This window comes from Caenibius tardaugens NBRC 16725 (assembly GCF_003860345.1).
In the GTDB taxonomy this organism is placed as follows: domain Bacteria; phylum Pseudomonadota; class Alphaproteobacteria; order Sphingomonadales; family Sphingomonadaceae; genus Caenibius; species Caenibius tardaugens.
The window spans coordinates 340818-359001 of sequence record NZ_CP034179.1 but is presented as its reverse complement, the minus strand read 5'-3'; the positions used below and the strand labels follow the sequence as shown (position 1 = coordinate 359001).

Annotated in this window: 20 protein-coding genes; 9 read left to right on the top strand and 11 right to left on the bottom strand. The window is 62.1% G+C overall.

Annotated elements, in window-relative coordinates; genetic code table 11:
* The first annotated feature begins 24 nt into the window (after window positions 1–24).
* Window positions 25–345 (top strand): thioredoxin, encoded by a 321-nt coding sequence (trxA, locus tag EGO55_RS01870; protein WP_021689288.1) that lies wholly within the window; start codon window positions 25–27, stop codon window positions 343–345.
* A gap of 57 nt (window positions 346–402) precedes the next feature.
* On the opposite strand, the gene EGO55_RS01865 is transcribed toward trxA, so the two are convergent.
* Window positions 403–1212 (bottom strand): inositol monophosphatase family protein, encoded by an 810-nt coding sequence (locus EGO55_RS01865; protein ID WP_021689287.1) that lies wholly within the window; start codon window positions 1210–1212, stop codon window positions 403–405.
* 10 nt (window positions 1213–1222) lie between these two features.
* Complete coding sequence (gene argJ, locus EGO55_RS01860) at window positions 1223–2449, bottom strand: bifunctional glutamate N-acetyltransferase/amino-acid acetyltransferase ArgJ (RefSeq protein WP_021689286.1); 1227 nt, start codon at window positions 2447–2449, stop codon at window positions 1223–1225.
* A 250-nt stretch (window positions 2450–2699) separates the two neighbouring features.
* Between argJ and EGO55_RS20500 the strand changes: the two genes are divergently transcribed.
* The 3 genes from EGO55_RS20500 (at window position 2700) to secA (ending at window position 6409) form a co-directional block, all read left to right on the top strand.
* On the top strand, window positions 2700–3218 hold the full coding sequence (locus EGO55_RS20500; RefSeq protein ID WP_052023616.1) for an energy transducer TonB: 519 nt from the start codon (window positions 2700–2702) through the stop codon (window positions 3216–3218).
* Between the two features lie 55 nt (window positions 3219–3273).
* Window positions 3274–3540: a hypothetical protein gene (locus EGO55_RS01850; RefSeq protein ID WP_021689284.1), complete on the top strand. Its 267-nt coding sequence runs from the start codon at window positions 3274–3276 to the stop codon at window positions 3538–3540.
* A gap of 103 nt (window positions 3541–3643) precedes the next feature.
* Window positions 3644–6409 (top strand): preprotein translocase subunit SecA, encoded by a 2766-nt coding sequence (gene secA, locus EGO55_RS01845; RefSeq protein ID WP_021689283.1) that lies wholly within the window; start codon window positions 3644–3646, stop codon window positions 6407–6409.
* Between the two features lie 110 nt (window positions 6410–6519).
* On the opposite strand, the gene EGO55_RS01840 is transcribed toward secA, so the two are convergent.
* Complete coding sequence (locus tag EGO55_RS01840) at window positions 6520–7086, bottom strand: DUF937 domain-containing protein (RefSeq protein ID WP_021689282.1); 567 nt, start codon at window positions 7084–7086, stop codon at window positions 6520–6522.
* Window positions 7087–7198: 112 nt separating this feature from the next.
* Here EGO55_RS01840 and EGO55_RS01835 point away from each other — a divergent pair, with 112 nt between their 5' ends.
* On the top strand, window positions 7199–7597 hold the full coding sequence (locus EGO55_RS01835) for a DUF3597 domain-containing protein (RefSeq protein WP_040715027.1): 399 nt from the start codon (window positions 7199–7201) through the stop codon (window positions 7595–7597).
* 99 nt (window positions 7598–7696) lie between these two features.
* Here EGO55_RS01835 and EGO55_RS01830 read toward each other — a convergent pair whose 3' ends face one another.
* A complete protein-coding gene (locus tag EGO55_RS01830; protein ID WP_021689280.1) occupies window positions 7697–8122 on the bottom strand; it encodes a nuclear transport factor 2 family protein in 426 nt (141 codons plus the stop codon).
* A 250-nt stretch (window positions 8123–8372) separates the two neighbouring features.
* Here EGO55_RS01830 and sugE point away from each other — a divergent pair, with 250 nt between their 5' ends.
* Window positions 8373–8693, top strand: a complete 321-nt coding sequence (sugE, locus tag EGO55_RS01825) for a quaternary ammonium compound efflux SMR transporter SugE (protein WP_021689279.1) — start codon at window positions 8373–8375, stop codon at window positions 8691–8693.
* 26 nt (window positions 8694–8719) lie between these two features.
* Here sugE and EGO55_RS01820 read toward each other — a convergent pair whose 3' ends face one another.
* The 4 genes from EGO55_RS01820 to EGO55_RS01805 all read right to left on the bottom strand — a co-directional run bounded on the left by EGO55_RS01820 (window position 8720) and on the right by EGO55_RS01805 (window position 11386).
* On the bottom strand, window positions 8720–9367 hold the full coding sequence (locus tag EGO55_RS01820; protein ID WP_021689278.1) for a YoaK family protein: 648 nt from the start codon (window positions 9365–9367) through the stop codon (window positions 8720–8722).
* Between the two features lie 96 nt (window positions 9368–9463).
* Window positions 9464–9814: a DUF3147 family protein gene (locus EGO55_RS01815; RefSeq protein WP_021689277.1), complete on the bottom strand. Its 351-nt coding sequence runs from the start codon at window positions 9812–9814 to the stop codon at window positions 9464–9466.
* A gap of 133 nt (window positions 9815–9947) precedes the next feature.
* A complete protein-coding gene (locus EGO55_RS01810) occupies window positions 9948–10457 on the bottom strand; it encodes a DinB family protein (protein WP_021689276.1) in 510 nt (169 codons plus the stop codon).
* A 140-nt stretch (window positions 10458–10597) separates the two neighbouring features.
* A complete protein-coding gene (locus tag EGO55_RS01805; RefSeq protein ID WP_021689275.1) occupies window positions 10598–11386 on the bottom strand; it encodes a sulfite exporter TauE/SafE family protein in 789 nt (262 codons plus the stop codon).
* Between the two features lie 320 nt (window positions 11387–11706).
* On the opposite strand from EGO55_RS01805, the gene EGO55_RS01800 reads away from it, so the two are divergent.
* Both EGO55_RS01800 and EGO55_RS01795 read left to right on the top strand, forming a co-directional pair.
* Window positions 11707–12015 (top strand): hypothetical protein, encoded by a 309-nt coding sequence (locus EGO55_RS01800; RefSeq protein ID WP_124916672.1) that lies wholly within the window; start codon window positions 11707–11709, stop codon window positions 12013–12015.
* A 128-nt stretch (window positions 12016–12143) separates the two neighbouring features.
* Window positions 12144–13106 (top strand): NHL repeat-containing protein, encoded by a 963-nt coding sequence (locus tag EGO55_RS01795; protein WP_040715026.1) that lies wholly within the window; start codon window positions 12144–12146, stop codon window positions 13104–13106.
* 165 nt (window positions 13107–13271) lie between these two features.
* Here EGO55_RS01795 and EGO55_RS01790 read toward each other — a convergent pair whose 3' ends face one another.
* The 3 genes from EGO55_RS01790 to EGO55_RS01780 form a co-directional block, all read right to left on the bottom strand.
* Window positions 13272–13805, bottom strand: coding sequence for an META domain-containing protein (locus EGO55_RS01790; protein ID WP_084619906.1), 534 nt, complete (start codon window positions 13803–13805; stop codon window positions 13272–13274).
* Window positions 13790–14449 carry a hypothetical protein gene (locus EGO55_RS01785; protein ID WP_021689272.1) on the bottom strand — a complete coding sequence of 220 codons (660 nt, stop codon included), beginning with the start codon at window positions 14447–14449 and terminating at the stop codon, window positions 13790–13792. The genes EGO55_RS01790 and EGO55_RS01785 overlap by 16 nt, the downstream gene beginning before the upstream one ends.
* Window positions 14450–14642: 193 nt before the next feature.
* Window positions 14643–15044 carry a hypothetical protein gene (locus tag EGO55_RS01780; protein ID WP_021689271.1) on the bottom strand — a complete coding sequence of 134 codons (402 nt, stop codon included), beginning with the start codon at window positions 15042–15044 and terminating at the stop codon, window positions 14643–14645.
* 182 nt (window positions 15045–15226) lie between these two features.
* Between EGO55_RS01780 and uvrA the strand changes: the two genes are divergently transcribed.
* Window positions 15227–18133, top strand: a complete 2907-nt coding sequence (uvrA, locus tag EGO55_RS01775; protein WP_021689270.1) for an excinuclease ABC subunit UvrA — start codon at window positions 15227–15229, stop codon at window positions 18131–18133.
* Window positions 18134–18184 lie beyond the last annotated feature (51 nt).

The window sequence follows — 18184 nt, the reverse complement described above, 5'->3', positions numbered from 1 at the left end:
TGGCGCCAACACAAGGAGTCACACATGCCGACCAAAGCCGTCACCGACGCGAATTTTTCAGACGAGGTTCTCAATTCCGACAAGCCCGTGCTGGTCGATTTCTGGGCGGACTGGTGCGGCCCCTGTAAGATGATCGCCCCGGCGCTCGAGGAAATTTCCGAAGAGCTGGCCGACAAGGTGACGATCGCCAAGGTCGACATCATGGAGAACACCGATATCGCCAGCCAGTTCGGCGTGCAGTCGATCCCGCTGCTGATCCTGTTCAAGGATGGCAAGCCCGCTGCGCAGAAACTGGGCGCCGCACCCAAGAGCCAGCTCAAGGGCTGGTTGGAAAGCGTTCTCTAAAACGCGACTGGAACTTGATCGCCATTGCAAGGGCCCGCAGCGGCGCTTGCAATGGCATCACGCCTGGTCCGCGATCCGGGCCATGCGCGCGGCGAGATCGTCCCACTGGCGCGGGCTTGCCGCACCGATCAGGCCGGATCGAGCATGGTCGTCCACGCGATAGGGCGTATCGTCCATCCGCGCGGCCTTGCCGCCCGCTTCGTTGAGGAACAGCACGCCCGCCGCGTGATCCCACGGCAGGGTGCGTTCAAAAATCGAGACATCGTTCTGCCCCAGCGCCAGCCGCGGATACTGTTCCGCCGCACAGCGCGGGATATCCACCACGTGGTAATGCGGTGCGATCTGCGTCGTGACCTGTTCGCGCCGGGCAGGGTCCATGAACAGCAGCGAAATCGCCGCCACCGGTGGGGTTTCCCCCGTGGTGCGCGCGGTGATCCGTTCGCCGTCGATAAAGGCGCCTTTGCCCTTGGCCGCGTGGCAGAACCGCCCGCTCAGCGCGTCATAAATCCATCCGGCGAGGGTTTCCCCACCATCGGCCAGCGCCACGAGAATGCCGAAGGGCGGATGGCCGTTCGCGAAATTGTAAGTGCCGTCGAGCGGATCGATAATCCAGCACGGTCCACCCAGCCGGTCCAGCACCGCAGGATCGGCATGGGCGGCTTCTTCGCCCACAACCGGCACATCGGGGGCCAGCCGGGTCAGCGCCTCGGTCAGGAACTGTTCGGTTTCGCGATCGGCGATAGTGACGAAATCGTCCTTCGCCTTCTCCTCCACATCCTGTTCGGAGAGATTGCGATAGCGGGGCAGGATCGCGCGTTCCGCCGCATAGCGCAGCAGATCGCGGATTTCTTCGTCAAGCGCGCTCATCCGCCGATGCTCAGCTGCGGTAATCGGCGTTGATATCGATATAGCCGTGCGTCAGGTCGCAGGTCCACACCGTGGCACTGCCCTGACCGAGGCCGAGATCGACCTCGATCGAGATGTCCTGCCCTTTGAGGTGTTCGGCCACAGGCGTTTCGTCATAGTCCGCCAGCGGCAGCCCTTCGCGCGCGGCCCAGATGCCGCCAAAGCCGATGGACAGCCGGTCACGGTCAGCCGGTTCGCCCGCCTTGCCCACGGCCATGACCACGCGGCCCCAGTTGGCATCCTGTCCGGCGATGGCGGTTTTCACCAGCGGCGAATTGGCAATCGCCAGCCCGACCTTGCGCGCGCTGGCGTCGGATACCGCGCCGGTCACGGCAATGGCGATGAACTTCTGCGCGCCTTCGCCATCGCGGACGACCAGATGGGCCAGTTGCAGGCAGATGTCGTGCAGTGCGGCGGCAAAGGCATCGGCCCCGGCATCGTCAAAGCTGGCCAGCGGTGCATTGCCCGCCTTGCCGGTGGCGAAGGCCAGGATCGTGTCGCTGGTCGAGGTGTCGCTGTCCACTGTGATGCAGTTGAAGCTGGTATCCGCTGCGGCCGAGAGGATCTGTTGCAGGAAGGCAGGCTCCACCGCGGCATCGGTGAAGATGTAGCCCAGCATGGTCGCCATGTCGGGGGCGATCATGCCGCTGCCCTTGATGATGGCGTTCAGCGTGACAAGGGTATCGCCGACCATGGCCTGCACGGTTGCGCCCTTGGCGAACGTATCGGTCGTGCCGATGGTATGGGTGGCGTCCTCCCAGCTGCAGGGCCGTGCCTGCAACGCAGCCTCGACCCCGGCTTTCGCCTTGTCCTTGGGCAGGGGCACGCCGATCACCCCGGTGGACGACACGAACACCTGTTCGCGCGGGCAGCCGAGATGGCCCGCGACCTGATCCATGATCTGTTCCACCGCCTCGCGCCCGCGATAGCCGGTGAAGGCATTGGAATTGCCCGCGTTGACCACCAGCGCCCGGGCAAGACCCTGGCCGATATTGTCGCGCCCCAGTTCCACTTCGCTCGAACAGCAGATGTTGCGGGTGAATACCCCGGCAACCGCAGTGCCTTCATCCAGTGCGACGTAGGTCAGGTCGCAGCGGCCCCAATCCTTGTAACCGGCGCGGGCAATGCGCGGTGTCGCGCCCGCGATGGCGGGCATTGCGGGGAAGGGGCGGGCGAGCGGCGAAGTGGCGATATCCATGCCACGCCCTCTACTGTCGCACTCGCCCCGCGTAAACGCGGTTTCGCGCTGGACGAGCGAAGGCGTGCCGATTATCGCGGCAGCCATGGGGATCAAAACATTTGCGTTCGCAATCGGGGTCATGGCTGTCGGCACGGGGGTGGCCCATGCGGCGCCAGCGAGGCCGCCGGGGCCGGTTGCACCGCCGCCTGCGCCTGTGCTGGTGAATGTAAAACCGCCCGTTCCGGTGGCTTCTCCCGCGACATGGGTCATGCCCAATGATTATCCGTCGCAGGCGATGCGCAACGGCGAAACGGGCACCGTCAGGTTCCTGCTGCATGTGGATGCCAGCGGCGGCGTAAGCAATTGCGCGGTCACCCGTTCCAGCGGCGTTGCCGCACTGGATGCGGTGACGTGCGATGTGGTGAGCCGACGTGCCCGATTCCATCCGGCGCGCGACCGCCTCGGCAGGCCTGTTTCCGGCACTTATGCCAATGCGATCCGGTGGCAGATTCCCCAAGGCAACCTGGCGCCGACCGATCGCCAGATCACCGGCACATTCGTGGTCGAAAGGGACGGTTCCGTGCGGGACTGCCGCCTTGTCACCTTCCAGTCCGAGGACCAGAAGACGCTGAAGGGCGACGCGGCGGCATCCTTGCGCGATCATACGGAGCGGACGTTCTGCACCGCACAAGTGAACTATCTGCCTTACCGCGATGCTACCGGTGCGCCGGTCAGCAAGCGCGTGACCATTACCCAGATCGTGAAGACCGAAGCGCTGAAGGACTGAAAATGCGCCTTTCGCGCTGGACCTTTGGGCACATGATCCCTATCTCGGCCGCATTATGCTGCGCCAGCTGCTGACTCTTTTTGCGATTTTGACGGGGTTTGCCGCCACGGCAGCCCCCGCTGAAGCGCGTCTTGCGGGTGTCGAAACCCGCATGGAAGCAGCGTTCGAGATCGTCGTCACGGCGGATCGGCGGCAGCAGCAGGCCGCGCTGGCCTCTGTACCGGCCGTCGCCCATGCCCTGCGCGAAAGCGGGCTTGTGGCGCATTATGCTGCACCCGGCACGCCCGGCGTGCGCATCGGGATCGATCGCGCCCGCGAATAACGCGTCCTCGCGTATTCTCCCTTTTTACGGCCCGACTGCACTCTGTGCCGGTCAGGGCCTGAAATTCGTTATATTCAACATATAAAGCAACAGGATAACGCCCATGTTCGGCGGCATTGCCAAAAGCCTCTTCGGTTCGTCCAACGAACGTTACGTCAAATCGCTCGATAAGATCGTCAACCGGATCAACGCGCTCGAACCGCAGCTCGAAAGTTTCTCGGACGAGGAACTGGCCGGGCAAACGGACAAGTTCCGCGATCAGCTCGCCAATGGTTCCTCGCTGGACGATATCCTGCCCGAAGCTTTCGCCACGGTGCGCGAGGCGGGCAGGCGCGTGCTGGGCATGCGGCACTTCGATGTGCAGATGGTGGGCGGTATCGTGCTCCATCGCGGCGAGATTGCCGAAATGCGGACGGGCGAAGGCAAGACGCTGGTCGCAACGCTGGCGACCTATCTCAACGCGATCGAGGGCAAGGGCGTCCACGTCGTTACCGTGAACGATTACCTCGCCAGCCGCGATGCCGAATGGATGGGCCGTATCCACCAGTTCCTCGGTCTGACGGTCGGCGTGATCGTGCCCAATATCGGCGAGGCGCAGCGCCGCGCGGCCTATGCCGCCGATATTACCTACGGCACGAACAGCGAATTCGGCTTCGATTATCTGCGCGACAATATGAAGCATTCGCGCGACCAGATGGTCCAGCGTCCGTTCAATTACGCGATTGTCGATGAAGTGGACTCGATCCTGATCGACGAGGCGCGGACCCCGCTGATCATTTCCGGCCCGACGGACGACAAGTCCGAACTCTATATCGCCATCGACGCGGTGGTGAAGGATCTCGACGCCCAGTATTACGAGGCGGACGAGAAGACCAAGAACGTCATGCTGACGGAAGAAGGGGTCGACCATATCGAACAGAAGCTGTTCGAGATCGGCCTGATCGAAACCGACAACCTCTATGACGTGGAAAATACGCAGGTCGTGCATCATCTCGATCAGGCGCTGCGCGCGATCGTGATGTACAAGCGCGATATCGACTACATCGTGAAAGACAACAAGGTCATCATCATCGACGAATTTACCGGTCGTATGATGGATGGCCGGCGCTGGTCGAACGGGTTGCACCAGGCGGTCGAAGCCAAGGAAGGCGTGCGGATCGAGCCTGAGAACCAGACGATGGCCTCGATCACGTACCAGAACTATTTCCGCATGTATCCGAAGCTGTCGGGCATGACCGGTACCGCTTCGACCGAAGCGCCGGAATTCTTCGACATCTACAAGATGAACGTCGTCACCATTCCGACGAACCTGCCGGTGCAGCGCATCGACGAGGAAGACGAGTTCTACAAGAACACGCAGGACAAGTTCCAGGCGATTGCCAAGGCTATCCGTGAAAAGCACGAGATCGGCCAGCCGGTGCTGGTCGGCACGGTGTCGATTGAAAAATCGGAACTGCTGTCGGAATTCCTAAAGCAGGAAGGGGTGAAGCACGCCGTGCTGAACGCCCGTTTCCACGAAATGGAAGCGCATATCGTGGCGCAGGCGGGCCGTCTGGGCGCGGTGACCATCGCCACCAACATGGCCGGTCGCGGCACGGACATCCAGCTGGGCGGCAACCTCGAATTCCGGATCGAGGATGAATTGAAGGACATGCCTGAAGGCGCCGAACGCGATGCCGCGGTTGAGCGTCTGAAGCAGGAAATCGCCGCGGAAAAGCGGCAGGTGCTCGATGCGGGCGGGCTGTTCGTGCTCGGCACCGAACGCCACGAAAGCCGGCGTATCGACAACCAGCTGCGCGGCCGTTCGGGCCGTCAGGGCGACCCCGGCCTGTCGCGTTTCTATCTCTGTCTCGAAGACGATCTGCTGCGGATATTCGGGCCGGATACGCTGTTTTCGAAGATGATGAACGCCAACCTTGCCGATGGCGAGGCGATCGGTTCGCGCTGGCTGTCGAAAGCTATCGAAACTGCGCAGAAGAAGGTCGAGGCGCGCAACTACGATATCCGCAAGCAGGTCGTCGAATACGATGACGTGATGAACGACCAGCGCAAGGTGATCTACGAACAGCGTTCGGAAATCATGGATTCCGAAGCGGTGGACGATGTCGTGATCGATATGCGTAACGACACCGTCAATGCGCTGGTGGGCGAAGCCTGCCCGCCCAATTCCTATCCCGAACAGTGGGATGTTGCGACGCTGCAGGAACGCTCCGCCGATGTGCTGGGGCTGGATGTGCCGATCGCGCAGTGGATGGAAGAAGACACGCTGGAGCCGGAAATCCTCGAGGAACGGCTGGCGGAGATGGCGGACGCCAAGATGGCGGCGAAATTCGCCGATACCGATCCGTCGATCTGGCGGCAGGTGGAAAAGAGCGTGCTGCTCGACCGGCTGGACCATCACTGGAAAGAACACCTCGCCACGCTCGACGCCTTGCGTCAGGTCGTGTTCCTGCGCGCCTATGCGCAGCGTACCCCGATCAACGAGTACAAGCGGGAAGCGTTCGCCCTGTTCGAACGTATGCTCGAAACGATCCGCGAGGACGTGACGCGCATTCTGATGAACAGCGAATTGCAGGTGCAGCAGGAAGGCGCCAATGCCTTCGACGGCGATATGCCGTCTCTGCCGGAACTGCCCGATTTCCTGTCGGGCCACATCGATCCGTGGGCGGCGCTTGCCGAAGGCGATGCCGCCATGCCTGGTTCGGAAGCGATCCTCGGCAGCCTGCGCGGTGGGGTGTCGCAACACGAAGCAACCCGCGCGGCGGCCCCGATCGACAATCCCTATGCGGGCATGAATATCAGCCGCAATGCGGAATGTCCGTGCGGTTCGGGCAAGAAGTACAAACACTGCCACGGCGCGGTCGGCTGATACCCGCCGCCGTTGTGGAACAGGCAAAGGGCCAGCCCGCAAGGGCTGGCCCTTTTCGTTTCGGCCGCGTGGGTAACCCGGCGTGACGCCGGAATAACCGCGGGGTCAGGTCAGGAGGGGCGCCCGAATTTGGCGGCCATGCCGAGGATATCGTCCAGCGGATTGCCGTCGCCATCGAGATCGATCAGCGAGGCCAGCCCGCCCAGACTGCCAAGGCCGCCCTGTTGTGCCTGTGCACCGCCCAGTCCGCCCAGGATCTGGCCGAAAATGCCGCCCAGACCGCCGCCTGCGCCATCGGCTGCAGCGCCGCCTGCCTGACCGCCGCTTTTCGCGAGATAGGCGGTGACCACCATGGCCAGCAGCGGCAGCATCTTCTTCAGCAGCGCGGGATCGATCCCGGTGCTTTGCGATGCCTGATCGGCAACGGTGCGGCTGACATCCTTCGATCCAAAAATCTGGCCCAGCACCACATTGCCCGATCCGGTATCGTTCTGCCCGGCATTGCCGATCGCATCGACCAGCCCGCCAAGCCCCGAGTCGCCCTGTTTCTTGAAGCCGCCCAATATGGCCGGGAGAAGGGCATCGGCGCCCACTTGCGCCATGGCCGGATCGATGCCGAGCTGGCGTGAAATCGTATCCAATGCGCCAGTCTGCTTCAGAACGTCTGCAATATTCACGATAGTTTCCTTTCGCCGCTTGGTCGGGTCTGGCCGTCTGACTTGCCAATGTCATGTGGATACTTCACCTTCCCGACGACGGGGGCAAGGTCCGTAACGAAGGAGATGGATGATGAGTTTCTTCGGCAAGATCAAGGATGCCATTTTCGGCAAGAAAGCAGAAGCCGCCACACCGGCATCGGCCGCCCCCGCCGCCCCGGCAGCTGCCCCGGCCGCCGCACCGGCTGCACCCGCCGCGCCGGTGGCCATCAGCGAAGTCGATGTGGAAGCGATCCTCAACGGGCTGGCGGCGAAATCCGATCAGCAACTGAACTGGAAAACCTCGATCGTCGATCTGATGAAGCTGCTCAATCTCGATTCCAGTCTCGCCGAACGCAAGGGGCTGGCGCAGGAACTGGGTTATACCGGTGCGCTCGATGGCAGTGCGGAAATGAACATCTGGCTGCACAAGCGGGTGATGCAGGAACTGGCGGCCAATGGCGGCAAGGTGCCTGCCAATCTGCTCGACTGACGGCCACGCAGCCCGGAGTTTTCCGGACAGTCTGAACCTGTAAAATGCGATGGCGCGGGTGCTGGCATCCGCGCCATCGCTGTGTCTGCGGTGCCTGGATCAGGCCGGATTGAAGTTGAACGCGCGGACCTGCACGCGTTCGGCAAAGCGCCAGCCATGGGCGGTGCGCGTCAGGCGGTCTTCGTACCACAGCCCGTTGAACAGGGTATATTCGCTGCCGTCGTCCTTGCGCGATGTCATCGGCACGATCGCGGCGGACCGGGCGGTGGCACTGTCACCATCGAGGTCGATCATCACTGTGGTGGCGATGTGTTCCGACCCGATCAGGCTGTCGAGCACGGGTATCAAAAACGCGACGATATCGTCCACGCTGCCCAGCGGGCCACCGAATGCCCGGAAATCGAGCGTCGCATTCTCGGCAAACAGGGCGCGGAACGCGGGCCAGTCCTTCAGGTCCAGCATGTGGCAATAACGGGTGAGAATTTCGTTTATCTCCAGACGGTCGGAGACCTCGCGCAGGTCCATGGGCAATCCTCTCTTATGGGTTATCGTAATGTGCACCCTATGCCCGTTCGCAAGCGCCCCGCACAGAGGGAAAGCGCACCGGCTCCCGGCCTGTCCGCAAGCGGCGGAAAGGCGGGAAGGGCGCGGGGAGGGGCGTCGTTGACTCCCGTGACGGGGCGACCTAGGGCACAGCGCAACGGGACCACGTTCCCGGCCCCTCAATGGGTTACAGGTCCGGGACGGCCCGGCGGTTCATTGAAAGGAGGCTATCGTGGCCTGGGTCTATCTGTTCATCGCCGGCGTTCTGGAAGTCGTCTGGGCTTTCTACATGAAACAATCCGAAGGGTTCACCCGGCTGGGGCCCTCCGCGATCACGCTGGTGGCGATGATCGCCAGTTTTGCCCTGCTGTCCTACGCCATGCGTTCGCTGCCGCTGGGCACGGCCTATACGATCTGGACCGGGATCGGCGCAGTCGGGGCTTTCGTGGTCGGTATCGTGTTTCTGGGCGAACAGGTTTCCGCCATGCGGATTGCCGCAGCCGTGCTGATTGTCAGCGGGCTGGTGCTGATGAAGCTGTCATCGGCGCACTAACCCCGCGCCGCGCCAGCGGGTGCGATTTACGCGGCAGCCTCACGCGTCAGCTTCCGGGTAACAGGAACGAGCGCAAGGGCAAAGGCGGCGGCGATCCAGATGCTCGCGTTGGGCAACCAGGAATAGCCCGCCGCGCCCATAATGCCCCCGCTGACGAGCGCCAGCCACAGGAACAGGTACGGTGCCCACGCGGTCGGATCGCCCCCGAGTGCGGCATCGGCCAGCCTGTGGCCAAGCTTTACGAGTGTGCCGGTCATATAAGTGACACCGATGCTGACTTCGCCATCGCGGCGAAAGATCGAATTGGTGGCGCCCATCGCCATGCACAGCATCCCGATGGCCGCAATATCCTGATCGATGGATTGCAGGATGGCGGCGGTAAACAGCAGTCCGGCAACACTGGCCATGACCGCCACCTTGCGATGCAGGATCGTGACGCGTGCGGCGACCAGCGCGCTCAGGAAAACGCCCATGACGAACAGGCCGATCAGTGCCGCCGCGGCGAGGCCCGCCCGTGTAAACTCCACGATGCCGATGGCCATCCGTGTGGAATTGCCGCTCATGAAGGATACGAACAGCCCGCCCGATTTTATGAAACCGATCGCATCCACAAACCCGGCAAGGGCTGCGAGGCACAGCGCCAATCGGCGAAAGTTCCTGTCGTAGCGGATCATGCCACGCTCCATAGCAGCGCGGGAACCGATCTGCACCCCGGCATACGATGTATCCCGGCGTTGCCCTTGCGATGTGGCGGGAGCGTTTGGGGGCGTTTACAGGCGCAAGCCCAGCCTGGGGCCAGCCCACAGCATGAGGCTGTACAGGACTATTGTCAGCGCACAGCCCGCCAGCAGAGACGCCCAAAAAGGCACGCCGTGACGAAGCATGACCGGCATAACGAGGAACATGGGTAACGATGGCAACACGAACCAGAATGTCGCTTCCGAATGCGCGGCCATATTCGCGGCATCCGGTCGATCCCGCCACAGCCAGATCATGCCGAGCACTGAAACGAGAGGAAGTGACGCGATAAGCCCGCCTAGGCCGGGATACCGCTTCGCAACCTCCGAGATGACGGCGATGAGAAAACCGGAAAGCATGGCTTTGGTCGCGAGATAGATCATGGCCTGTTGCTGTCATGATCTCGCCGCATGGGCAACACCTGCTTCATGCGCGAGGGGCCTTGCCGATGCCGTGACGGCGGGCTGGAATCGCACTTGCCCGAATGTCGGAGCCAGTGGACTTTGCGGCAGCGCCCTATGACGACTGGTCCGAAAACAGGAGAAATGCCAGATCGAGCGACTGGTACGAATGGCCCTGCGCCGAAAGGGCGGCGGTAATCTGCCCCCGATGATGCGTGGCGTGATTGAACAGGTGCAGCAACGCCGCCGCCATCGGCAACACGCGCGGCTGCCCGGTGGTCATCGTATAGCGGAGGTCGCCCGCCAGCGCCGCATCGCTCAGACCATCGACATAGCCGGTCCATTGTGCGGTCGCATCGATCAGGCGCGAGGCCAGAGCCGTCCGATCACTCTCGATCTCTGCGCCCAGATCGAGTGTCGGGGAGCGCCCCTCGGCAAACCGGGGGAACCAGATCGCGTTGTCGGTCAGCAGCAGGTGGTTCAACGTGCCGTGGATCGAACCGAAAAAGAGGCCGCATGGTTGCCGGTATGCGGCATCGGGCACGGGGGCGATGGATGACAAAAGCCGCTCGGTCGCCCAGCGATGATAGCGCGCCATGAGCGCGATCTGATCCCTTGCCGACATGTTCGTGATCTCCCATCAGCACCTGCCTTGTGCGATTTTTACATGGGGTGATGCCTGCCCGCAATGTCGGCCAGCTGACGTGCGGGTTTTGCCGCCGCGCAGGGCCTTTTTGCAGGATGGGACCGGTTCCCGGGACGCGGCTAGTTGAGCAGCATCTTTACCCCGACAAGGAGAAGTACCGCCGCCAGCGCCGGGCGCAACAGGCGGTCGGGCGCATGGCTTGCCAGAAGGCTGCCGACGATGACACCGGGGATCGACCCTGCCAGCAGGCTGACCAGCAGAACCGGATCGACATCGCCATAATACCAGTGGCCGGAACCCGCCACCAGGGCCAGCGGGACCGCATGGGCGATATCGGTCCCGATGATCCGCGACAGCGGCAGACTGGGATAGAGCATCAGCAGCGCGGTGACGCCGATCGCCCCGGCTCCGACCGATGAGATCGACACGGCGACCCCGATAAAGGCGCCGAGCGCGATGGTCGGCATCAGCGCATGCCGCCCGTTGGGAATGCGGTGATGCTGCGCAAACGCCACCAGCCGGGGCTGAAAAAGCGTGGCGATCGCAGTGACGATCAGCATGCAGCCCAGCAGCAGGACGATCATATTTTCGGTCCGATGCCCGATCTCGCCGAACCATTGTAGGGCCAGTACCGACAGGATGGCAGCGGGCAGCGAGCCGGTCGCGAGCCGGCGGAAGACATGCCAGTCCACCGTATCGCGCCAGCCGTGTACGGTGCTGCCGATTGCCTTCGTCAGTGCCGCGAACAGCAGGTCGGTGCCCACGGCTGTCTTGGGATTGACCCCGAACAGCAGCACCAGCAGCGGCGTCATCAACGATCCGCCGCCCACGCCGGTCAATCCGACCAGCACGCCGACCAGGGCTCCCGCAACGGCATGCGCGCTATCGAATTGATAAAACGAGGTCATTTCCTACAAATCAGGCGAACACGAACACTCTTGTGACAAGCCCGCCGCCATCAGGCAACAATTTCACGCGCGGCATCGGGCCGACAGCTTGGCGCCCGACAAGCGCGGGTGGTGGTTTCAGGTGTCTTTCAAGCCAGGATGCATGCCCGCAATTTCGGCGTCTCGGGAAGGCCCGCTTCGGCAGAACAGTTGGGGGAAGCGGACGTTACTGATCAGCATGAAATCAAACGATTGGGGTTCTCCCAAACGACTTCTGATTTTTGCTTCCAGAAAGGGACGAAGGCATAGCCAACGACAGAAATTTCTCTCCATGATCCATCATGGCAGCCTTCAAGTATCGATTTTTGCAGCATATTTCCCCGCCAAATTTCGCGAAGGCGAGCCTTGCCGGAATAACACCAGATGATGAATTCAAGAGCCTCTCGCCTGTCATCAAAATGCCTATGCCAACCACCGTCGCCCAGAAAGATGGTGTGTGTGCCTGCGACGTCTTGCACCTCAACAGCGAAGCCGTCCGATACAGGACGCTCAATCCGTATCCAATGGTCACCTCTGGTCCAATTCAGTCCGGGATAACTGGAAAGCAGACATTGACCTCGCTCGCCAATGGTCCATCATCTCGACGATGAAGCGATCCAATTCGTCCAAGCGTCCTCTCTTTGTCGCGCGGTCGATTGTAGCCGCAGCAGTCGTTACTGCTTCGGCTCAAGCATGCAGCAACCGCACTTCTACTTCCGAGGATGCTGACCAAGCTGAGATGCAGCCAGTCGTCCGCGCAGTGTTCGCACATGACCGGCTTTGGCTGTTACATCTCGACGGTTCCCTTGTGTCGCTGGACCCCGACGATGCCAAGCCAGACGCGGTGGCTTCTAACGGCAAGCTAATCGAAATCTGCAAATCAACCAATCGTCTGATTGCGATTATGGATGATGGCCGGGGCGCGTGGACGCTCCAACAATACTCGCCTGACCGTTGGGCCGTCCGCGCCAAATTGCCAGCTAACGGAGACACACTGGTTGCGATGGATTGCGCCGACGGAGACATCACGCTGGTGACAAACCGTCGCCTGCTCGAAGTCCAAGGCGGAACTGTGCACGCACTGAGGCTGAAGCAAGAACTTCAGCCGCCATTGGTCAATGGAACGGCTCTCGCGGCGAAGGACGCCGTATGGGTAGGCTTTAACATTGGAGAGTGGGGCGGTGGACTGAGACGCATTGACCGTAGTGATGGTCAAGTCGCCACCATTGAGCGCAACCAGTCCGGGGAGCTTTGCGGTGGGCCGCTCAACACATCGTGCGACCCCGTGAACGGCGTTGCCTTGTCCCCTTGGAAGCCATCTTGCGTCGTCGCTGCTGTGGGCCTCGTGCACATGATGGCGCACGGGCGCATCGTTGAAGTTTGCGGAAAAGAGGTTCGGCGGCTCTATTTCAAACCGCTTGACCCCCAGCCCCCGCGCGGAACCCTCGATGATGGAGAGCCATCAAGCACGGTTGCGTTCTTCGGTCTGGCTCATGGCGACCACGCGCTTTGGGCGATTGGGATTGACGGTCTCTATCGGTTCACGGGACCGCAATCTCCTGAGTTCCGGCCTCTCCCGAAGTTTCAGAACAAAGGCGGCTACTGGGTCAGCTTCGACGTTCCCGGCATCGCCCTCGTTATGACAGGCGTAAATCAGCGGGCCTCCATGAGCGGAGCAGTGCCGATAATGGCTGTGCGCTAACGTCCGCAATGTTGGCGATTCCGGAACGGTAGCTTCGCTAGAAAAATCGGGGATTCCTGCCGGCTATGACGGAGGCTGGTGGAAAACCGTGGCGTGTACGATGTCCGCCAGCCCCTGTGTCTTTGTCATCGGTATAAAGCCCGCCAAGAGGGACAGGCTGCGCCGCTATCCTCCGCTGACCATCAACAGCACCCGGCGCCCGTTGCTGCCGAGAATCTCAAGGCCTTCGGGGCTGGTTTTGAAACGGTTCGCACTTTCCAGAACCGTCAGAAATTTCGTGACGTCTTTGGCGTGGGGGCAATCATAGGCGGTTGCCTGCACATCGGTGATCGCAATTTTCGGGAAATCGAGAGTGACGGTCGCCCACCAGTCTGTGCCGCAGGCTGTTTTTCCGGTCACGATTTTGTTGTCATCGCCCAACAAGAACGTGGGCGCTTCGCTGCCTGCAGTCTTCCCGTTAAAATCCGTTACCCACCACGTCCATTCAAGAAGCGACGGTTCCAAAGGTACCGCGCGCTGGGCTGCAGCATGGTTTGGCAGAAGGCCGAGGCCAATGCCCATGCCGAGGCATTGCAGCACGAGACGTTTCCATTTCTTGTTCAAATCAACTCTTCCTTGATCAAGCGGCTGTGCCGGATGCGGGAACACGGCACGTTCTGGTGAGATTTGCGATGTTGGCGCGTTCAATGAAGCAGCCATGGGAGAAGGTCTTCAGCCCCCTCTATGCGAAAATACTTTCCGGAAAGGGCGCCGCCCGTCTGGCAATAGGGCGGCATGCCACTGGCCGATGGCTGCTCCGCTTCGATAGCGAGCGTGATTCCGAAACGGCGCAGTTGAACGGGTTGATCGCCCTGTTGATCGGGAGAAATCGTCAGCCCGTCCGGCGATGCCTTGAACGCACCGTTGACCACACAGATTGCGGACTTTCCTTTGCCATCATCGGTTATGGTGACCAGCTTTGCCCGATCTTTGCCGTTTGTATCGAAAAGAACGTCTGTCGTTCCATCGGTCCAGCCGCCGCGCAGGTCAGGCGCGGGGATAGCTTTGATGTCCGCCAGAAAGCTCAGCCGCTGTTGCCGTACCTCGCTTCCGATCCGGGCCAGTTCCTCGGAATCGTCCGTCTTGTCGGTCCGCAAAATGGCGAGCTGATCGTCCAGCGCTTGCACCCTGCGTTCCCATGCTTGCTGATTGCTGCGTAACGCGTCTGCCGAATCCGGGTCCAGCACGCTCTCAAGGCGGCGCACTTCTGCAGCGACGCTGACATCCATCTGTTCGATGCTCTGATGGTCAGGCGTGACGGGGGACAGCGCCAGCACCAACGGGAATGGAAATGCAAAAAACATGCGCGCCCTTTTCTGGATGGGAGAGCGCTATGTCGGCCGTAAGAAAAAGGTGCAAGCCTTTATAAGGACAATGGAAATTTTGGGTTCAGCCGGAGATGGCCACGGCCCGTGCGCGCATAGGGCGCAGCGCGGGCAGGGCGGCAAAGCGGGCAGGGGGGCGCCCTTCAGCACATATGGCGAAGGGCGCGTGTGTTTATTGTCCGGCTTCGCAGCGGGCGCGGTCGCCGCGTTTGCAGGCTTTCACCGTTTCTTCCCAGCGGGCCATGGCGGCCTGATGGTCGGCAGCGGCCTTGGCGGCGGCGGCTTCCTGTGCCTGGATGATTTCCGCGCGTTCGCGCACGGCGGCGTCATAAGCCTGCTGGCTGGCGGCATTGGCATCCAGTTGCGCCTGCGCCGCGGCGGCCTGTTCGCTGTTGAGCCGCGCGCGCTCCCCCGCTTCGGGATCGGGTGCTTCGGCCTTGGCCGTTGCGGCCTTGGGAGATTCGGCCAGCAGATCGGCCAGTTTCTCGTCCTGCGCCGATGCCAGCGGGGCGAGGCCCAGTGTGGCAATCGCGGCGCCGACCAGCAGAACGGGGCGGGACAGGGGGTTGCGCATGCTCTTCTCCGTAATTTCGCGGGGAGGATGCTTTATTGCGCGGCGCATTGCAATTGCCTGAAGCGGGGAAGCCGCTGCGCAAGCTCTTGACGCATGTGAACATTTGCGGAACATTGCCCGCGCCGGAGATGCGATGCACGTGCCTCTGGACTCCTGACCGCAGAGACCCCAGATCGCCGCTCATGCCTCTTACATCCATTTCCGTCCGTGGTGCCCGTGAACACAATCTCAAGGGTATCGATATCGACCTGCCGCGTGACAAGCTGATTGTCATCACCGGGCTGTCCGGCTCGGGCAAGTCCAGCCTCGCGTTCGATACGATCTATGCCGAAGGGCAGCGGCGTTATGTGGAATCGCTCAGCGCCTATGCGCGGCAATTCCTTGAAATGATGCAAAAGCCCGATGTCGAACATATCGACGGGCTATCCCCTGCGATCTCGATCGAGCAGAAGACCACCAGCCGCAATCCGCGCTCGACCGTCGCCACCGTGACCGAGATTTACGACTATATGCGCCTGCTGTGGGCGCGGGTGGGGGTGCCCTATTCGCCTGCCACCGGCCTGCCGATCGAGGCGCAGACGGTGTCGAACATGGTCGACCGGGTGATGGAACTGCCCGAAGGGACGCGGCTTTACCTGCTCGCCCCGGTGGTGCGTGCGCGCAAGGGCGAATACCGCAAGGAACTGGCCGAATGGCAGAAGGCCGGTTTCACCCGCGTGCGGATCGATGGCGAGCTGTACGAGATCGAAAGCGCCCCCGCGCTCGACAAGAAGTACAAGCACGACATCGAAGTGGTGGTCGATCGCCTCGCCGTGCGCGAAGGGATCGAAACGCGGCTGGCCGACAGTTTTGAAACCGCGCTGAAGCTGGCCGAAGGGTTGGCCTATGTCGATCTGGCCGAAGGCGTCGTGCCCGGGCGCGAGGGGGAGGCCAAGGGGGGTAACGTCACCGGTGGCCAGTTGAAAGGCGCGGGCATCCCGGCCAACCGCATCGTCTTCAGCGAGAAATTCGCCTGCCCGGTCAGCGGCTTCACGATTGAGGAGATCGAGCCGCGGCTGTTCTCGTTCAACGCGCCGCAGGGGGCTTGCGCGGCTTGCGATGGGCTGGGCGAAAAGCTGCTGTTCGATCAGCAACTGGTCGTGCCGAACGAAAACCTCACGCTCAAGCAGGGGGCGATTGTTCCCTGGGCCAAGTCCAACCCGCCGTCGCCCTATTACATGCAGGTGCTGACCAGCCTGGCGCGCGCCTATGGCTTCGATCTGACCACGCCGTGGCACGATCTGGAGCCGGACCAGCAGATGATCATCCTGCATGGCACGGGCGGAATGCCGGTGGAGCTGACGTTCAAGGACGGCAAGAAGGAATATACCGTTTCCAAGCCGTTTGAGGGGGTTATCGGCAACCTCAACCGGCGCATGCTGCAAACGGACAGCGCGTGGATGCGCGAGGAACTGTCCAAGTACCAGACGGCGCAACCGTGCGAGACCTGCCACGGCAAACGCCTGAACGAGAAGGCGCTGGCAGTGAAAGTGGCGGGGCAGGATATCGCCACGCCCACGCAATATTCGGTGTCCGATGCGCTCGACTGGTTCAGCACGCTGGATGGCAAGCTGACCGATCAGCAGCAGCAGATCGCCCGCGCGATCCTCAAGGAAATCAACGAGCGGCTGGGCTTCCTCAACAACGTCGGGCTGGATTACCTCAACCTCGACCGGACGAGCGGCACATTGTCGGGCGGGGAAAGCCAGCGCATCCGGCTGGCCAGCCAGATCGGCAGCGGGCTGTCGGGCGTGCTCTACGTGCTCGACGAACCCTCCATCGGCCTCCACCAGCGCGACAACGACATGCTGCTGGAAACGCTCAAGCGGCTGCGCGATCTCGGCAATACGGTGATCGTGGTGGAGCATGACGAGGACGCGATCCGCGCGGCGGATTATGTGGTCGATCTCGGCCCCGGCGCGGGCGTGCATGGCGGCGAAGTGGTGGCCGAAGGCACGCTGAAGCAGGTGCTGAAATCGAAGGAAAGCCTGACCGCCGCCTATCTCAACGGCACGCGCAAAATCGCGGTGCCGGACAAGCGGCGCAAGGGCAACGGCCACCAGTTGACGGTGCACAACGCGCGGGCGAACAATCTCAAAGGCGTTACGGCGTCGATCCCGCTGGGCACCTTCACCTGCATCACCGGCGTATCGGGCAGCGGCAAATCCAGCTTCACGATCGACACTTTGCACGCGGGCGCGGCGCGCGCGCTCAACGGCGCGCGGGTGATCGCCGGGCCGCATGACAAGATCACCGGTCTGGAACATTGCGACAAGGTGATCGAGATCGACCAGTCGCCCATCGGCCGCACCCCGCGTTCCAACCCGGCCACTTATACCGGCGCCTTCACCCAGATTCGCGACTGGTTCGCGGGCCTGCCCGAATCCGCCGCGCGCGGGTACAAGGCCGGGCGGTTCAGCTTCAACGTCAAGGGCGGCCGGTGCGAGGCGTGCCAGGGCGACGGGCTGATCAAGATCGAGATGCACTTCCTCCCCGATGTCTACGTCACGTGCGAGGAATGCCACGGCAAACGCTACAACCGCGAAACGCTGGAAGTGAAGTTCAAGGGGCGCAGCATTGCCGACGTGCTCGACATGACGATCGAGGATGCGGAAGAATTCTTCAAGGCCGTGCCGCCGATCCGTGACAAGATGCACATGTTGAACGAAGTGGGGCTGGGCTACGTCAAGGTCGGCCAGCAGGCGACCACGCTATCCGGCGGGGAGGCGCAGCGGGTCAAGCTGGCCAAGGAACTCAGCCGCCGCTCCACCGGGCAGACGCTGTATATTCTCGATGAGCCGACCACCGGCCTGCATTTTGAAGATGTGCGCAAGCTGCTGGAGGTGCTGCAGCGGCTGGTCGATCAGGGCAACAGCGTGGTGGTGATCGAACACAACCTCGATGTGATCAAGGTTGCCGACTGGATCGTCGACCTCGGCCCCGAAGGCGGCGTCCGCGGCGGCGAGGTGGTCGCCACGGGCACGCCGGAACAGGTGGTCAAGGAACCGCGCAGTTATACGGGGCAGTATTTGAAGGCATTGTTGGGGTAGGGGGCTAGCGTTGATTGATCATTGACGTCCAGATTTACTACGAGGAAAAAA

Excerpts from the sequence above, each read along its gene's own strand:
- trxA (WP_021689288.1), top strand. The coding sequence starts at position 25 with ATGCCGACCAAAGCCGTCACCGACGCGAATTTTTCAGACGAGGTTCTC.
- EGO55_RS01865 (WP_021689287.1), bottom strand. The coding sequence starts at position 1,212 with ATGAGCGCGCTTGACGAAGAAATCCGCGATCTGCTGCGCTATGCGGCG.
- argJ (WP_021689286.1), bottom strand. The coding sequence starts at position 2,449 with ATGGATATCGCCACTTCGCCGCTCGCCCGCCCCTTCCCCGCAATGCCC.
- EGO55_RS20500 (WP_052023616.1), top strand. The coding sequence starts at position 2,700 with ATGCCCAATGATTATCCGTCGCAGGCGATGCGCAACGGCGAAACGGGC.
- EGO55_RS01850 (WP_021689284.1), top strand. The coding sequence starts at position 3,274 with ATGCTGCGCCAGCTGCTGACTCTTTTTGCGATTTTGACGGGGTTTGCC.
- secA (WP_021689283.1), top strand. The coding sequence starts at position 3,644 with ATGTTCGGCGGCATTGCCAAAAGCCTCTTCGGTTCGTCCAACGAACGT.
- EGO55_RS01835 (WP_040715027.1), top strand. The coding sequence starts at position 7,199 with ATGAGTTTCTTCGGCAAGATCAAGGATGCCATTTTCGGCAAGAAAGCA.
- EGO55_RS01830 (WP_021689280.1), bottom strand. The coding sequence starts at position 8,122 with ATGGACCTGCGCGAGGTCTCCGACCGTCTGGAGATAAACGAAATTCTC.
- EGO55_RS01820 (WP_021689278.1), bottom strand. The coding sequence starts at position 9,367 with ATGATCCGCTACGACAGGAACTTTCGCCGATTGGCGCTGTGCCTCGCA.
- EGO55_RS01815 (WP_021689277.1), bottom strand. The coding sequence starts at position 9,814 with ATGATCTATCTCGCGACCAAAGCCATGCTTTCCGGTTTTCTCATCGCC.
- EGO55_RS01810 (WP_021689276.1), bottom strand. The coding sequence starts at position 10,457 with ATGTCGGCAAGGGATCAGATCGCGCTCATGGCGCGCTATCATCGCTGG.
- EGO55_RS01805 (WP_021689275.1), bottom strand. The coding sequence starts at position 11,386 with ATGACCTCGTTTTATCAATTCGATAGCGCGCATGCCGTTGCGGGAGCC.
- EGO55_RS01800 (WP_124916672.1), top strand. The coding sequence starts at position 11,707 with ATGGCAGCCTTCAAGTATCGATTTTTGCAGCATATTTCCCCGCCAAAT.
- EGO55_RS01795 (WP_040715026.1), top strand. The coding sequence starts at position 12,144 with ATGCAGCCAGTCGTCCGCGCAGTGTTCGCACATGACCGGCTTTGGCTG.
- EGO55_RS01790 (WP_084619906.1), bottom strand. The coding sequence starts at position 13,805 with ATGGCTGCTTCATTGAACGCGCCAACATCGCAAATCTCACCAGAACGT.
- EGO55_RS01785 (WP_021689272.1), bottom strand. The coding sequence starts at position 14,449 with ATGTTTTTTGCATTTCCATTCCCGTTGGTGCTGGCGCTGTCCCCCGTC.
- EGO55_RS01780 (WP_021689271.1), bottom strand. The coding sequence starts at position 15,044 with ATGCGCAACCCCCTGTCCCGCCCCGTTCTGCTGGTCGGCGCCGCGATT.
- uvrA (WP_021689270.1), top strand. The coding sequence starts at position 15,227 with ATGCCTCTTACATCCATTTCCGTCCGTGGTGCCCGTGAACACAATCTC.